This is a genomic window from Pseudomonas gingeri (genome assembly GCF_013385425.1).
Classification (GTDB): Bacteria; Pseudomonadota; Gammaproteobacteria; order Pseudomonadales; family Pseudomonadaceae; genus Aquipseudomonas; species Aquipseudomonas gingeri_D.
In genome coordinates, this window is record NZ_JACAQA010000003.1 from 575643 (window position 1) to 589808 (window position 14166).

General features: G+C 60.0%; 14 protein-coding genes. 8 read left to right on the top strand and 6 right to left on the bottom strand.

Annotated elements, in window-relative coordinates:
* Nucleotides 1-153: 153 nt before the first annotated feature.
* Nucleotides 154-2400 carry a putative bifunctional diguanylate cyclase/phosphodiesterase gene (locus HX830_RS05260; protein ID WP_256350398.1) on the top strand — a complete coding sequence of 749 codons (2247 nt, stop codon included), beginning with the start codon at nucleotides 154-156 and terminating at the stop codon, nucleotides 2398-2400.
* 4 nt (nucleotides 2401-2404) lie between these two features.
* Here HX830_RS05260 and HX830_RS05265 read toward each other — a convergent pair whose 3' ends face one another.
* The 3 genes from HX830_RS05265 to HX830_RS05275 all read right to left on the bottom strand — a co-directional run bounded on the left by HX830_RS05265 (nucleotide 2405) and on the right by HX830_RS05275 (nucleotide 6175).
* The gene (locus tag HX830_RS05265) at nucleotides 2405-2842 is read right to left on the bottom strand and encodes a substrate-binding domain-containing protein (RefSeq protein WP_177099193.1); all 438 of its coding nucleotides are present in this window, start codon (nucleotides 2840-2842) and stop codon (nucleotides 2405-2407) included.
* A gap of 11 nt (nucleotides 2843-2853) precedes the next feature.
* On the bottom strand, nucleotides 2854-4056 hold the full coding sequence (locus HX830_RS05270) for a hypothetical protein (RefSeq protein ID WP_256350413.1): 1203 nt from the start codon (nucleotides 4054-4056) through the stop codon (nucleotides 2854-2856).
* A 229-nt stretch (nucleotides 4057-4285) separates the two neighbouring features.
* On the bottom strand, nucleotides 4286-6175 hold the full coding sequence (locus tag HX830_RS05275) for an ATP-binding protein (protein WP_177099195.1): 1890 nt from the start codon (nucleotides 6173-6175) through the stop codon (nucleotides 4286-4288).
* Between the two features lie 294 nt (nucleotides 6176-6469).
* On the opposite strand from HX830_RS05275, the gene HX830_RS05280 reads away from it, so the two are divergent.
* Genes HX830_RS05280 through HX830_RS05290 form a run of 3 tightly spaced genes read left to right on the top strand, consistent with a single transcriptional unit; the run spans nucleotide 6470 to nucleotide 8085 of the window.
* Entirely contained in the window at nucleotides 6470-6685 is a 216-nt protein-coding gene (locus HX830_RS05280; protein ID WP_152740871.1) for a tautomerase family protein, read from the top strand.
* Nucleotides 6682-7332, top strand: a complete 651-nt coding sequence (locus tag HX830_RS05285; protein ID WP_177099196.1) for a DsbA family oxidoreductase — start codon at nucleotides 6682-6684, stop codon at nucleotides 7330-7332. Before HX830_RS05280 ends, HX830_RS05285 begins: the two co-directional genes overlap by 4 nt.
* 42 nt (nucleotides 7333-7374) lie before the next feature.
* Nucleotides 7375-8085, top strand: coding sequence for an SDR family NAD(P)-dependent oxidoreductase (locus tag HX830_RS05290; RefSeq protein WP_177099197.1), 711 nt, complete (start codon nucleotides 7375-7377; stop codon nucleotides 8083-8085).
* Between the two features lie 72 nt (nucleotides 8086-8157).
* On the opposite strand, the gene HX830_RS05295 is transcribed toward HX830_RS05290, so the two are convergent.
* Entirely contained in the window at nucleotides 8158-8994 is an 837-nt protein-coding gene (locus HX830_RS05295; protein ID WP_177099252.1) for an alpha/beta fold hydrolase, read from the bottom strand.
* Between the two features lie 149 nt (nucleotides 8995-9143).
* A complete protein-coding gene (locus HX830_RS05300; protein ID WP_177099198.1) occupies nucleotides 9144-10037 on the bottom strand; it encodes a LysR family transcriptional regulator in 894 nt (297 codons plus the stop codon).
* A 105-nt stretch (nucleotides 10038-10142) separates the two neighbouring features.
* Between HX830_RS05300 and HX830_RS05305 the strand changes: the two genes are divergently transcribed.
* From HX830_RS05305 to HX830_RS05320, 4 genes are all read left to right on the top strand, one after another.
* Nucleotides 10143-10811 carry an RraA family protein gene (locus HX830_RS05305; protein WP_152740867.1) on the top strand — a complete coding sequence of 223 codons (669 nt, stop codon included), beginning with the start codon at nucleotides 10143-10145 and terminating at the stop codon, nucleotides 10809-10811.
* Nucleotides 10808-11470: an RraA family protein gene (locus HX830_RS05310; RefSeq protein WP_177099199.1), complete on the top strand. Its 663-nt coding sequence runs from the start codon at nucleotides 10808-10810 to the stop codon at nucleotides 11468-11470. The genes HX830_RS05305 and HX830_RS05310 overlap by 4 nt, the downstream gene beginning before the upstream one ends.
* Nucleotides 11467-12735 carry a pyridoxal phosphate-dependent aminotransferase gene (locus tag HX830_RS05315; protein ID WP_177099200.1) on the top strand — a complete coding sequence of 423 codons (1269 nt, stop codon included), beginning with the start codon at nucleotides 11467-11469 and terminating at the stop codon, nucleotides 12733-12735. Before HX830_RS05310 ends, HX830_RS05315 begins: the two co-directional genes overlap by 4 nt.
* Before the next feature lie 189 nt (nucleotides 12736-12924).
* The gene (locus HX830_RS05320) at nucleotides 12925-13467 is read left to right on the top strand and encodes an Hsp20/alpha crystallin family protein (protein ID WP_177099253.1); all 543 of its coding nucleotides are present in this window, start codon (nucleotides 12925-12927) and stop codon (nucleotides 13465-13467) included.
* A 154-nt stretch (nucleotides 13468-13621) separates the two neighbouring features.
* Here HX830_RS05320 and HX830_RS05325 read toward each other — a convergent pair whose 3' ends face one another.
* Nucleotides 13622-13876: an Lpp/OprI family alanine-zipper lipoprotein gene (locus HX830_RS05325; RefSeq protein ID WP_152740864.1), complete on the bottom strand. Its 255-nt coding sequence runs from the start codon at nucleotides 13874-13876 to the stop codon at nucleotides 13622-13624.
* Nucleotides 13877-14166: the final 290 nt, after the last annotated feature.

Sequence of the window (14166 nt, forward strand, 5' to 3'; positions counted from 1 at the left end):
GTGTTGCTACAACGCAGGGAGCACTGCATGTCGATCCAACGGACAAACGGACTGAGATCGGCTCCCGATAGCGCAACGCCCGTCGCCCCACCTTCCGAGAACCGCGACAGCCTCTTTCGGCGCCTTCTGGAGCCGATCAAGGAAGCCTACATCTTGTTCCCGCTGCTGGCCGCCCTGCTGGTACTGGCCATCTGGTCGGCCACCCTCTACCTGATCAAGATCGAACAGACGCGGGCGCAACGCAACGCGGCCACCACCAGCCTGGAGATCAGCGCTACCTACGAAGCGCAGATGTTGCGCGCCGTTCGTGAAATTGACCAAACCCTCAAGCTGATCAAATACACCTATGAGACCGAGGGTGAGCGTAATCCCCTGCCCAAGCTCAAGGAGCGGGCCTTGTTGCCGCCGGCCCTGTTGTTTGACGTCAGTGTGGTCACCCCGGACGGTGAACCCGTGGCGAGTACTCGCGCCAACGAGGCGGGAAATATCACCGAACCGGACGAACAACAGACGCTGCGGCACAACGATACGCTGTTGATCAGTCGCCCCTGGAAAAATCCGCTGACGGGGGAATGGCGATTGCGCTTCAGCCGTCGGCTCAATGCAGCGAACGGCGCGTTCTCGGGCATTGCCCGGGTCGAAGTCGATGCGGCTTATTTCGTCAGCAGTTATGACGACTCGAAACTCGGCGAGCGGGGCGTACTCGGACTCCTGGGCACCGATGGCATCTTCCGGGTACGACGCAGCGGAGAGTCGGTGCTGGCCGGCGATGCCGTCGACTACGCGACACTGGCGCCCAATACCGAAGACACCCAGGCGCGGCTCTCGACCAATGCCTGGGATGGCGTGCAACGCTACACCAGTGTCCGCCAGCTGTATGACTTTCCCCTGGCGGTGATTGTCGGGTTATCCGCCGAAGAACGCCTGGCCGCCGTGACCCGGCAAGCGCAGACCTACCTGTGGCGAGCCGCCGCCGGCAGTCTGCTGCTGGTGCTTCTGGCCGGCCTGCTGAGCCGCATGAACTGGCAGCTGGCGCAAAGTCGCTTGCGCGCCGCCGAAGACAAGGTGGCCTATGCCGAGCGCGTCGAGTACCTCGCCTACCACGACGGTCTCACGGCGCTGCCCAATCGCAGCCTGTTCAGCAAACTGTTGAGCCAGAACATCAGTGAGGCGCGCCGTGATCATCGGCAACTGGCGGTGCTGTTCCTCGACCTCGACCGCTTCAAACACATCAACGATACGCTGGGCCACCATGCCGGCGACCAACTGCTGCAGGAAGTCGCGGGCCGCCTCACGGCCTGCCTGCGCGCCAGCGATACCGTCGCCCGCCTGGGTGGCGACGAATTCGTGGTCCTGCTGCCGGAGCTGTCCGAGGCCAAGTATGTGGCGGACACCGCGCAGAAAATCCTCTCGGCCATCGCCAAGCCTTTCAAGCTTCAAGGGCAAGAGTTCCGGGTAACCGCCAGCATCGGCATCAGCCTCTATGCGCAAGATGGCCTGGACGAGCAGACGCTGACCAAACATGCCGATATCGCCATGTATCAGGCCAAGCAACAGGGTAAAAACAACTTCCAGTTCTACTCCGAGAAACTCAACGCCGAGTCGCTGGAACGCTTGACCCTGGAACTCGGCTTGCGCCATGCATTGGAACGTAACGAGTTCCGGCTTCACTACCAGGCCAAACGCGATATCCGCAGCGGCCGGATTACCGGCATGGAAGCACTGTTGCGCTGGGAACACCCGGACCTGGGGCTGATAGCCCCCATGCAATTTATCCCCGTCGCCGAGGAAACCGGTTTGATCGTGCCCATCGGCAAGTGGGTGCTGAGAACGGCCTGCCTGCAAAACATCGCCTGGCAACGGCAGGGGCTGCCGCATCTGGGGGTCGCCGTGAACCTGACGGCCCGGCAGTTTGTCGATGACAATCTACTCACCGACCTCGCCACGATACTGACAGAGACCGGCATGGAGCCCGGCCTGCTGGAACTGGAGATCGCCGAGAGCCTGCTCATGCAGGATGTCAAAAGAGCGCTGCAGGTGTTGAACGGCCTGAAAAAGCTGAAGATCCGGATCGCCATCGATGATTTCGGGATTGGCTACTCTTCGCTCTCGGCACTCAAGCAGTTTCCACTCGACTCAATCAAGATCGATCGCTCGTTTATCCGTGACGTCACCAGCGTGGCGGAAGACAAGGCCCTGACCGAGGCCATTATCGCAATGGGTCGAACCCTCAGCCTGACCGTGGTGGCCCAAGGTGTGGAAACCCGCGAACAGGCCGATTTCCTGCGGGACAACGCCTGCGACGAATTCCAGGGTTTCTACTTCAACAAGCCGGTGCCCGCCGATCAGTTCGGGGTCTTGCTCCAGACACAGGCAGCCAACAAGACCCTCGGCAGGTAACCCCTCATTGCGGGTCGGGAGGAAGCGCCCTGACGCTGGCATCCACTTCACGGGACTCGATATAGCCGATACTGTCGGGATTCCCGGCAATCCGTTTCTTCACTTCCGCGCTATTGGCTACCGCTTCCGGCGGCTGGCCCCTGCCGGTAAAAATGATTTTCGACCAGTGCGCCTTGAGCTGCGCGGCCGACTTGCCGGTGAAGGTGGTGTAGAACTCATCACGGGTTGCGGAGCCTTCCGTCTGGTCGATCGGAGTGACCGGCTTGCCGCTGGGGAAACGATTGGTCTTGCCCAGGAAGATGTCCGCCACCTGATTGCGTGTCAGCGCCTGCACCGGGCTGGCAGCGGCGACAACCACCACCACCTCGGCCATGGCAAGCGTGCTGCCCAGGCACAGGGCGAACCCTGCCAGCGTGCAACCGGCACGTTTGAGAACTCCCATGATCGGCGCCATCAGAAGACAAAATCGACAGCAAGGCTGAGCAGATTGAACGAGCCTCCCGGCTCATAGCCCGGCTGGAGATTGACCAACGGACCACTGGCGTTACTGTCTAAACGCGTGTGATCGTACTGCAGTTTGGCGTCCATATTCTTCGTGAAGTCCCAGCGCATGCCGACGGACAGGGTCTGCTGGCCGCTGCCCGATGCCAGTTGGGTGTTGAGTGCGCCGTTAAGGCCGGCAGCGGTGCTCGCGAGGTCTGGCGATAAACCCGATGTCGTCAGACCCGCGCTGGACGTTTCGCTGACCGTCTTTGAGCGGGCGTAGGTGACATAGGGTGTGAAGGTGTCAATTCTATAGCCACTGCTGACATACCAGGCGTTTATCGTCCCTATTGCCGAATGGCTGTCGATATGCCCCCATTCGCCCATGACGAACCACTTGCCTGGATCATAGATGGCCCCCACGCCGATAAACTCAAAGGGCTTGCCCTTGACATCATAACGGTCGGCTATCGCATTGCCTTGCGCACCGAAGTCCCTGAAACCGTCGAACAGTGGATTGAACGACTCCACGGTCACGTGGGTTTTCTGGTAGGTGACGCGGGTGGTCAAGTCCCCGTATTCAGTCAAATTGGAAATGCCCCACGCGTCCCTGCTCAAGGTCCTGCCGGTGTTGGCGGGCATCCGGAAATCGCCCTGGCCGACATTGCCCTGCACGGTATTGGTCAGGTCGCCGAAGTGCAGCCGGTAGCTGAGGTCAAGGCCATCGGTGCTGGTGACCGGTATCAGGCTATAGACCTCTCCCGGCGGGCGTACCCATGGCAGGGTGTAACCCACTTTGCGGCTGTCGGAGAGCAGGAAAGCCGGCTGCACCGTGCGACCGGCGCGCAGGCTGAAATCGGGTGTGAACTGGTATTTGAAGTTCGCCCATTCGAGGGTGGGACGGTAGCTGTTGTCGTAATTCTGCTCCGAGATGACCTGCACCACGGCCGAGAGCTGCCGGGTAAAGTTGGCCGTTACCTGGGCACCGATCAGGCTGTCGACATCCGCATCCCAGCTACGGGTGTGACCGGCACCGTTGGGCTTGTAGATGCTGGAGGTGAAGTCGGCGTTTTTTTCGCTGGAGTGAACAATACCCGCAGTGCCGAAACTGCTCAGGGAAAACGTGGGCATCGTGGCGTCGTCGGCCTTCACGGTGGCGGTATATAACGTCATCACGGCCAAGGCCAGCGTATTGAGTGCAAGCCTCATGGGTTCAATGCAACCACAACAGGGGATGCGAATACATCCGGGAACGCTTTCGCTCGGGAACACGCTTGGCGATTGACTGATGAAGTGTCGGGGAGGACTGCGGCCATTCGTTCTATTCCTTGTAACGTTGGCTCAATAAAATCCAGCGATACCACGAGCAAAATTGTAGACGACAAAACCCCATACGCTCGGGTTATGCAGCCGCTGCCGGGCTCGAAACCTGGCTGGGCAGTTCCAGGGTGAAGATTGCCCCTTGTCCCGGCCCGTCGCTGTGGACCTTCAATGCCCCGCCCATCTCCATGGCCGCCAGGATGCAGCTGTGCAATCCGAAACCATGGCCGTCTTTGCGCGTGGTGAATCCGTGGGCAAAAATCCGTGTCAGATTCTCCTCGGCAATCCCCTCGCCATTGTCGATCACCTTGATGACCAGGGTCTGCTCCGGCAGCATCTCGGTATGCAGGGTAATCAGCGGGGGACGATCGGCTGGATTGTCCATCGCGCCGCCGGCATTTTTTATCAGATTGACCAGGATCATCAGCAGGCGGTGCTTGTCCAGTTGTAAACAAGGCGTTTCGGCAAACTCTTTCACCACGGTGACCTGGCGGGCAGCGAGGAAACTGGCATTCATGCGCAGCGCATCCTCGATCAACTGCGGTACCTGTACGGCCTCGGCAAGACTGGATGCCCCTGAATAAGACTGCTGGGCCGCGACGATTTCCTTGATGTGATCGATGCTCTGGGTCAATTGATCGAGTTCGTCGGTCATGCTCTTTTGTTCGAGCGCCAAAGCGTCCGCCAACTGGTTCAGATAGCCCGGAAGCAGCTTGCCTTTCTCGTCCTGGGAGATGAAGTGACCCAGATCCTCGACATGCTCGTTCATCAACTGCACCGCTTTGCTCAGCCCCAGGGCTTTGCTGGTGCGCAACTTGCGGGTAACCACTTCGGCGGAGACATTCACGCTATTGAGCACATTGCCCACGTTGTGCAGGACATTGGTGGCGATTTCCGCCATGCCGGCCTGACGTGCAATGGCGACCAGCTGGGCCTGGGCTTCGGCCGTGCGCAAGCGGCTTTGCGCCAGCTGCCAGCTCATCCGGCTCAGCAGGCCGACCAGTAACACCAGCAACAGGCTGCCGCCCGCGGCCCGCCACAAATAGGTATGCGCCTGACCGGTCACCGTGGCCAGTTGTTCTTCTTCAGACAGCCCGACGATCACTGCCAGGGGCAGGTCATAGAGCTGACGGGCGCTGGTGTAGCGGCGCACTCCGTCCCAGGTATTGGTCGCCAACAGCGCTTGGGTGTCATCGGTGTCCGGGACCAACGCCGCATAATCCACCGCATCGCCGGCCAGCACCGCATCGCCGCTTCGGCGTACCCGAAAAATGCCGTCGGTACCCAACAAACCAAGGATGCCATGGTCGCCGAGTTTCGAGGCGTCATAGCTGCTGACAAAATAGGCCGCATCGACCTCGACCCGGGCGATGCCCGAAAACCCACCGTCCGGCGCATTCAGCCGGCGGCTGAAACGTAGCCGCCATTCTCCCGTCTGCGGTTTTTTCCAGGCTTGACTGATCAACAGTGTGTCGTCGTGCTGCAGTGCCTGTTGCTCATCCCGGTCCGAAATAGCTTCCGTATCGTTGGCCCGCGTACTCGCCACCAGCCCGCCGTCCGGGTTGACCACACTGACGTCAAACAACAGGGGCGGCGGCAATAACGCCCGCTCCTTGAGCCTGGGCAGTGGATTACGCTCGCCTTCGGCCTCATAGGTGTATTTGACCAGCTTGAGGGTTTGATCGATTTCGTGGACGGCACGCAACATCTGGGCCTCGTAGGTGGCGCCGATCTCCAGGCTGGCCGTGGTTGCGCCGCGTTGCGCCCGTACCAGTTCACTGTTGATGAGGTACAGCGTTGCCGTCCAGATAACCAGCAAAAGGACAGCGGCCAGCAGCGGAAACAGGATATAGGCTTCCTTGACCTGATCGAGCCCGCGCTGGAAAAAACCGCGTGTGGTCCTGGCAATGGCGCTCGCAGACCTGGCAATAGTGGGAGCCGACCTCAGTCCGTCTGGTCGTAGGATCGACATGCTGTGCTCCCTGCGTTGTACCAACACTTCTAGGCTAGAGGGCATCCGCCGGGGTTATGGCCCAAGGAGCGGGCTGGAGCTCCTTGTAGCGTCCGTGCGAAAGAGATTATCAACTGATCCGATAAGGACTATAGATCACAAACCGGGTAAGCGAACCCGCCGATCAAGCGCAAAACTCATTACACCACCTCACTAATGATGTTCTTGGCCCCACCTTTATCCGCGTTTAACAACCTAATAAATTGCTCCCACTGCCTGCCATCATGCCGATGGGCAGGTCACTGGAGACTTGTCATGCCTTTTGTCAGCGTGCGCATAACCCGCGATGGCGTTACCTCGGAGCAGAAAGCCCAGGTGATTGCCGAAATCACTGAAACCCTGCAACGGGTGCTCAACAAACGCCCGGACCTGACCCACATCGTGATCGAGGAAGTCGACACGGATAACTGGGGTTACGCCGGCATCAGCACCACCCAATACCGCCGCCAACTGGCGCAGAACCCGTCATGAACGCGCAGGTCAAGCTCGACTTCATCTCCGATGTGGTCTGCCCCTGGTGCGCCCTGGGCGTGACGGCCCTGGAACAGGCCATCGCCAACCTGGCCGATGAAGTCTCGGTCGAGTTGACCTTCAAACCCTTCGAACTGAACCCGGATATGCCGGCCGAAGGCGAGCACGCGGTGCGGCACATGATGCGCAAATACGGCCGCAGCGCCGAAGAAGTCGCCGCCGGCAAGCAGATGTTGATGACCCGGGGCGAAGCCATCGGTTTTCAGTTCGACCTGGAAAAACGCAGCCATTTCTACAACACCTTCGATGCCCACCGCCTGTTGCTCTGGGCCTTGCAGGAAGGGCGACAGCTCGAACTGAAGCGAGCCTTGCTGCGCGCCTATTTCAGCGACGGGCAGAACCCGAGCGACCGGGAAACCCTGGTGCGTCTGGCAACCGAAGCGGGACTGCAGGCGGCGCCTGCCCGTGAAATGCTGGCCAGCGACGCGTTCGCCGACGAAGTCCGTGAACTCGAGGCTTTCTACCGCGCACGCGGCATCAACTCGGTGCCAGCCATGATCCTCAACGGCCGTCATCTGGTGTCCGGCTCACAGTCGGTCGAGTACTACGAACAGATGCTGCGGGAAATCGCCTCCGCCGCTGCTTGATTGATCACGCCCTACCCCCTTACTTTCCATCGAGGTTTTATCATGAGCCATGCAAAAAAAGTCGTTGTGATTACTGGCGCTTCCCAAGGGATCGGCGCGGCGCTGGTCAAGGCCTACCGTGATCTCGATTACCGGGTGGTTGCCACAGCCCGCTCGGTCAAGCCGTCCACAGACCCGGACATCCTCACCGTCGCCGGTGACATTGCCGACCCGGCCACCGCCGAGCGCGTCATCCGTGAAGGCGTCGCCCGTTTTGGTCGCATCGACAGCCTGATCAACAATGCCGGGATCTTTATCGCCAAGCCGTTCACCGCCTACACCCACGAAGACTATGCCAACGTGCTGGCGGTGAACCTGAATGGTTTCTTCTACATCAGCCAGCTGGCGATTAGCGAGATGGAGAAACAAGGCAAGGGTCATATCGTCAACGTCACCACCAGCCTGGTGGATCACGCCATCGACGGGGTGCCGTCGGTACTGGCCTCGCTGACCAAGGGTGGGCTCAATTCGGCGACCAAGTCCCTGGCCATCGAGTACGCCAAGCGCGGGATCCGGGTCAATGCGGTCAGCCCCGGGATCATCAAGACCCCGATGCATGCCGAAGAAACCCATGAAGCGCTGGGCCGCCTGCATCCGGTCGGGCGGATGGGGGAAACCAGCGATATCGTCCAGGCGATTGTCTACCTGGAGTCTGCCGGGTTTGTGACAGGTGAGATCCTGCATGTGGACGGCGGGCAGAGCGCCGGGCACTAAGCACCTGAGCTGAAGAAGAACGCCTCGACCTGCAGGATTCGGGGCGTTTTTATTGGAGGTCGACGGCCAGGCTCAATCCATGTTGGGTAAAGGACTCCGTTGGCCGGCGTTCTGAAAATCGGCAATCTGCTGCCACATCGCAAGCGGATTGGAATACATGGGAAAGTGGCCACACTGCGCGATGGGGGCCAGCCGCACGCCTTCGGCCTGGATATGCGAGAGATAGGACAACGAGGCGTTCTGTTCGCCATACATGAACATGCGCGGACATTTCAGGCCGAGAAATTTGCCCATCAGGTCAGCGTTATCGGAAAGCTCGACCATTGACTGGAAGATCCCACGCACCACGCCGGCCCGCACCTTGTATCGCAAGCTGGCCGAATATAGCGCGCTGGCATACGCCGGAGCCTGGCGGGTACGCTCGATAAACGCGGCAAAAAAAACCTCGGGATCTTCCGCCGGATAATCGACGATCTGTCGGCTGAGAAAGCAGTCTTCCGGGGCAATATTGCCCTCGATATCGACGAAGCTGAGTATCCGCTCCGGGAACTGATGGGCCAGCATCAGCGCGGTGAGTCCGCCCATGGAGTGACCGACCAGATGGAAGCGCTCGATACCGAAATGCTCCAGCACCTGCAAGGCCGTCTGCAGCAGGAAAGGGATGGAGATCCTCGATAAATCACTGCACTGGCTCTCACCGCAGCCCGGCGCGTCGTACGCGACAAAGGGATGACCGGAAAAGGCACCCTGCAGCACGATGTCGGCGTAGTCTTCCTTGGTCGAGCCAAAACCATGCAGGAAGACAATCGGTGCCAAGTCACCCTCACGATAAATGGCCGCCACGTTCAGTTGAACCCCTTCGACTGTAAGAGGGAGCTGCGTATGGGTGAATGTTTCCGGTGAGGGCACGGAAGTAACTCCTTGAACAAAAGGTTTTCGCACGGACACGAATTGCCGACGGTACGGGCGACAATCTCAAGGGAATCAGGTTTTCTGTAAACTCCTGATTCAGGAAGGTTTTCATACGCAAAACCTATCAGCCTTGAAAAACACCCCGCTCACACCTTGGCCTGGAACCGGGCGACCAGGGCTTCTACCAATGGATTGGGTCGGCTGGTATTCCAGGCCATCGCGGTGGTGACCACCTGCAACTTCTGGCTCAGCGGCCGAAACACCACATTGGCGGGAGCCAGCTTTTTCAGCGACGCCGGTACCAGCGCAATACCTTGGCCATAGCTGACAAAGGCGATCTGCGACGCGACCGAACGCACTTCATGCAAGACACGCGGGGAGAAACCACTGGCCCGACAGGTCGCAATCAGGTTATCGAAATACACCGGGCTGACCTTCCGAGAAAACATCACCAAGGCTTCGTTGACCAGACTCGACAGACTGATACGCGAACGCGAGGCCAATGGGTGATCGACGGGCAATGCCACCACCAGACGATCTTCCGTCAATGGCAGTGACCGGATCGACGCCCCCAGATCACCGTCCAGCCGGGCAAACGCCAGATCGATATCCCCGGCCTCCAGCGCCGGGACGGCTTCAACGCTGTCGATTTCCCGCACCGACACCGTGAGGTGCGGGTATTCACGCTTCAGTTGTTCGATCAGCCCCGGCAACACGTCAAACATGGCCGTTGAAATCGCGCCGATGGTCAACAGGCCCGACTGCCCCGCCACCGCCTCTTCCACGGCCAGTTCCAGACGTTCCAGTTGCTCGGCGAACTTGCGTACCGCCGGCAGGATCGCGGCCCCGACCGGGGTCAGTTTCGCACCCCGTCGCGAACGCTCGAAGAGCGTGACCTTGAGCGCTTGTTCCAGGACCTGGATCTGCTCGCTCAACGGTGGCTGGGACATGCCCAGACGCTTGGCGGCGCGGCCGAAATTCTGTTCCTCGGCAACCGCCAGGAACAACCAGAGGTGACGAATCAGACGGAAATTGATCATGGTTTATCCATAGGTTCAGCGTATCCAACGCTTCTGTGATTAGTAATATACCTATCAAACCTCCTCGCCGACACTGGGCGCCTCCGTCACCACAGGGGCTCCCCCATGACCCACAAGAGTTTGCTGGAACGCTTGGCGGCGCTGGACACCAACACCGTGTCCGATGCGCTCGATTTCCTCGGCCTGCCCGGCGCCACGGTAGGGCTACGTCCGCTGTGGAAGTGCCCGAAAATCGTCGGCCGGGCCAGTACCGTACTGCTGGCCCCCAAGTCCGATAAAACACCCACCGTGCACCTGATCACTCCGGTGGTCGAACAGATCGACAGCGACGATCGTGTACTGGTGATTGCCGGCGGTCTCGAAGGCATTTCCTGCTGGGGCGATATCCTCGCCAATGCCGCGTCCGCCAAGCAGGTACGCGGCACGGTGATCGACGGTTTCAGTCGCGATATCGACGGCAGCGCAGCGATCGGCTACCCGGTCTACGGCCGTGGCGTCACGATGATCAGCGCGCGCAATCGTGTGGTGCAGGTCGATGCCGCCGTGACAATCAACGTGGCCGGCGTGGCCGTCAGCGAGGATGACTATGTGATCGCCGACAACTGCGGCACGGTGTTCGTCTCCACTGTCCACATCGATAAAGTGCTCGACCTTGGCGAACGTATTGCCCGTCGCCAGGACGGCATGGTCGAGGCCGTGCGCAGCGGCCGCTCGGTGGCCGAGGTGATGCATGACACCCAGTTCGAAGCCATCCATGTGGAGCACAGCCGATGAGCCCGGAAGACCGCCAACTGGTCGCCCTCTTCGAGGGACTCGACACCCCGGGCGTGTCCGATGCCATGGACAAGCTCGGCCTGCCCGGCCAATGCTTCGGGATCGCGCCCCTGGGCAATTACAGCCAGGTGATCGTCGGCCCGGCGTTCACCGTGCAGTACGTCACGGCCAGCGTGCCGCCCGGCACCGTGGGTGACTTTATCGAGGACGTGGCGCCCGGTGACATCGTGGTCATCGACAACGGCGGGCGCACCGACTGCACAGTCTGGGGCGACATCATGACCCAGTACGCCGGCGCACGACGGATTGCCGGCACCGTTATCGACGGTGTCTGCCGAGACGTGAACAAGGCGCTGGGCGATGGCTACCCGATCTTCAGCAAGGGCCGCTTCATGCGCACCGGCAAGGACCGCGTACAGGTTCAGTCAGTCAACCAACCGGTGTCCATCGGCAGCGCCCGGGTTTGCGCCCGCGACATCGTGGTCGCCGATGCCAACGGCGTGGTGATCGTGCCCCTTGCCCGTGCCGTCGAAGTAGCGGCCTGTGCCCGCCAGATCGAAACGGTCGAAGCCGAGATTCGCGCCCTGATCAGCCAAGGCAAAACCCTGAAAGAAGCCAGGGCCGCATTGGGTTATCACAACCTGCAGAGGAAAGTATGAGCATCGATATTCAACGCCTGAACCGGCGCCTGGCCAGCGCGCAACCGTCGGCGACCTACCGGATCATGGACCGGGTGGCGGAACGGCGGGCGCAAGGCGCAACGATCATTTCACTCTGCGCGGGCGAACCGGACTTCGATACGCCCGCGCATGTACGCGCAGCGGCCATTGATGCCATCGAACACGGCCACACCCGCTACACCCAGGTCGCCGGTGTCCGTTCGCTGCGTGAAGCGGTGGCCGCCAAGTTCCGGCGCGAGAACGGCCTGGACGTCACCTGGCAGGACACCCTGGTCTGCAACGGCGGCAAACAGGTGATCTACAACGCCCTGGCGGCCACGCTGAACGAGGGCGACCAGGTCATAGTACCCGCGCCCTACTGGGTCAGTTACCCGGAGATGGTCCAGCTGTGCGGTGGCGAAACCCGGATCGTCGTCTGTGATGCCGATACGGGTTTCAAGCTGACCGCCTCGGCACTGAATGACGCAATCACGCCGCAGACCCGCTGGCTGATCCTCAATTCGCCGTCCAACCCCACCGGCGCGGTGTACAGCCGGGAGGAGCTCCAGGCACTGGCCGAGGTATTGCTGGCCCATCCCCAGGTGCTGATCCTGGCCGATGATATCTATGAACACCTGATCTTCGACGATCAAACCTTCCATACCCTGGCCCAGGTGGAGCCACGGCTGGCAGCGCGAACCCTGACCATGAACGGCGTCTCCAAGGCCTATGCCATGACCGGCTGGCGCATCGGCTTTGCCACCGGGCCACGCTGGTTGCTGGATGCCATGGAAAAGCTGCAAGGGCAACAGACCTCGGGGGCGAGTTCGGTTTCACAACAAGCGGCACTCGCGGCACTGGAAGGCCCCAAGGACTTCATCCAGGAAAGCCGGGCGGTTTTCCAGCGTCGTCGCGACTTGATGGTGGCACTGCTGAATGACATACCAGGACTGGAATGCGTGAGTCCGGCGGGCGCGTTCTATGCTTTTGCCTCCTGTGCCGGCCTGATTGGCAGCACCTCTCCCGCAGGGCGAGTACTGCACAACGATGAAGATATCGCCCATGCGCTGCTGGATGAAGCGGATGTCGCCGTTGTGCAGGGCAGCGCGTTCGGGTTGGGGCCTTATATCCGTATCGCCTATGCCTTGGATGACGATTCGCTGCGTCAGGCCTGCGATGCCATTCGCCAATTCTGCGGTGCCCTGGATCGATCCCGAACGGGCGCCGCCAATCCAGGTACTCGAAGCTTTTTACCCTCGGTCTGATCTAAATCAAGCCTCTCAATCCCATTCACGGTGACAGTAAATAGCCGTGTTTGTACGGCGCCGTATCGATTGGAAGTCGCAGTCGGGAAACCCGACCTTGTCAGGACTGGCGAATCGATCCCACTTTCCCGGGCAACGCAAGTGTCTTGGCGCTTGCTTCCCCCGGCTCACCCAAGAGGAGATGTGACGATGGCTAATAGCGTAAAAAAAATGCCGCTGCATAGCGAAGACAAGACCAGCCACCACCCGGTAACGACTGATCTGTGGCGCCCTCTGGAAAAACTGCGGCAACAGGTGGACCACCTGTTCGAAGACTTCACCCACGGCTCCGGACTGCCGTCCTTTGGACGTGGCCTGTTCGATGTGGAGCCGTTCTGGCGTCGGGAACTGATCACTCACGCAATGCCTGCCGTGGATATCGTCGAGAAAGACAAAAGCTTCGAAATCACCGCAGAACTTCCCGGCATGGATCAGAAGAATATTGAGATCAAACTGTCCAATGGCAGCTTGATCATCAAAGGGGAGAAGAAAGAGGACAAGGAAGAAAAAAGGAAGGGGTATCACATGACCGAGCGCCATTACGGCAGCTTCGAGCGTGTCTTCAACTTGCCGACGTCAGTCGAGGCGGAAAAGATCGAAGCCAACTTCAGCAAAGGTGTATTGAGTATCTCCTTGCCGAAGAAAGCCGACGCCATGAAGGCGGAAAAAGTCGTACCGATCAAAGGCGACTGAACAAGTAGGTACTTCGCCCCTGCCGGAATACCGGCAGGGGCTTTTTGCTGCTTGCCATCGGCAGACAAACGCCGATATCGAACAAGCCTTGATCGACAAGGGCTGTAGGGTAAAGCAACAACCCAGCCTCCCTGGCCGGGTGGCACAACCGTCGTTACTTGCGAGCGGCTTTTTCCAGCATGCGGTTGGCCCGCTCGTTGGCCTCGTCAGCCGTGCGTTGCGCCTGGGCGGCGGCAGCCATTGCCTGTTCGGCCTTGGTGTAGGCCTCATCAGCTTTTAAGCGGGCCGACGCGGCATTGTTTTCCGCGGAGTCCAGGCGCGCATCCATTTCACGAGCATGTTGATGACTGCAACCCGCGGTTGCCGCCAGCATCACGCCCAGTACTGCAACAGACAGGAACTTGTTCATGGTATTGCCCTCGGTAAGTGCACTTGAGAAATCAGATGGTCCGGAAAGTATCGGGGCAGAAGAAAACCGAACTCTGATCTTTATCAACTAACGGCGCGAATGTCGGACACAACCCTTCGCCCAAAGGGCAACACCCGTGGACCGCAGATCCAGGCATTTTTGATATAACTCAATGATTTCCCAGCCCCAAAGCGTAGAACTCGGAAGTGGCCGGTCTGTTGCGCTGCGTCATGAACGACGAACCCGAATAGCCCGGCGTTGAAAATACCGCCCTCTCCCCCTCTTTGCTC

What these genes read in the sequence shown, in the direction of transcription:
- HX830_RS05325 (WP_152740864.1), bottom strand. Translation starts at nt 13,876, where the DNA reads ATGAACAAGTTCCTGTCTGTTGCAGTACTGGGCGTGATGCTGGCGGCA.
- HX830_RS05270 (WP_256350413.1), bottom strand. Translation starts at nt 4,056, where the DNA reads ATGACGTTATATACCGCCACCGTGAAGGCCGACGACGCCACGATGCCC.
- HX830_RS05315 (WP_177099200.1), top strand. Translation starts at nt 11,467, where the DNA reads ATGAGCATCGATATTCAACGCCTGAACCGGCGCCTGGCCAGCGCGCAA.
- HX830_RS05300 (WP_177099198.1), bottom strand. Translation starts at nt 10,037, where the DNA reads ATGATCAATTTCCGTCTGATTCGTCACCTCTGGTTGTTCCTGGCGGTT.
- HX830_RS05280 (WP_152740871.1), top strand. Translation starts at nt 6,470, where the DNA reads ATGCCTTTTGTCAGCGTGCGCATAACCCGCGATGGCGTTACCTCGGAG.
- HX830_RS05290 (WP_177099197.1), top strand. Translation starts at nt 7,375, where the DNA reads ATGAGCCATGCAAAAAAAGTCGTTGTGATTACTGGCGCTTCCCAAGGG.
- HX830_RS05275 (WP_177099195.1), bottom strand. Translation starts at nt 6,175, where the DNA reads ATGTCGATCCTACGACCAGACGGACTGAGGTCGGCTCCCACTATTGCC.
- HX830_RS05305 (WP_152740867.1), top strand. Translation starts at nt 10,143, where the DNA reads ATGACCCACAAGAGTTTGCTGGAACGCTTGGCGGCGCTGGACACCAAC.
- HX830_RS05320 (WP_177099253.1), top strand. Translation starts at nt 12,925, where the DNA reads ATGGCTAATAGCGTAAAAAAAATGCCGCTGCATAGCGAAGACAAGACC.
- HX830_RS05310 (WP_177099199.1), top strand. Translation starts at nt 10,808, where the DNA reads ATGAGCCCGGAAGACCGCCAACTGGTCGCCCTCTTCGAGGGACTCGAC.
- HX830_RS05285 (WP_177099196.1), top strand. Translation starts at nt 6,682, where the DNA reads ATGAACGCGCAGGTCAAGCTCGACTTCATCTCCGATGTGGTCTGCCCC.
- HX830_RS05265 (WP_177099193.1), bottom strand. Translation starts at nt 2,842, where the DNA reads ATGGGAGTTCTCAAACGTGCCGGTTGCACGCTGGCAGGGTTCGCCCTG.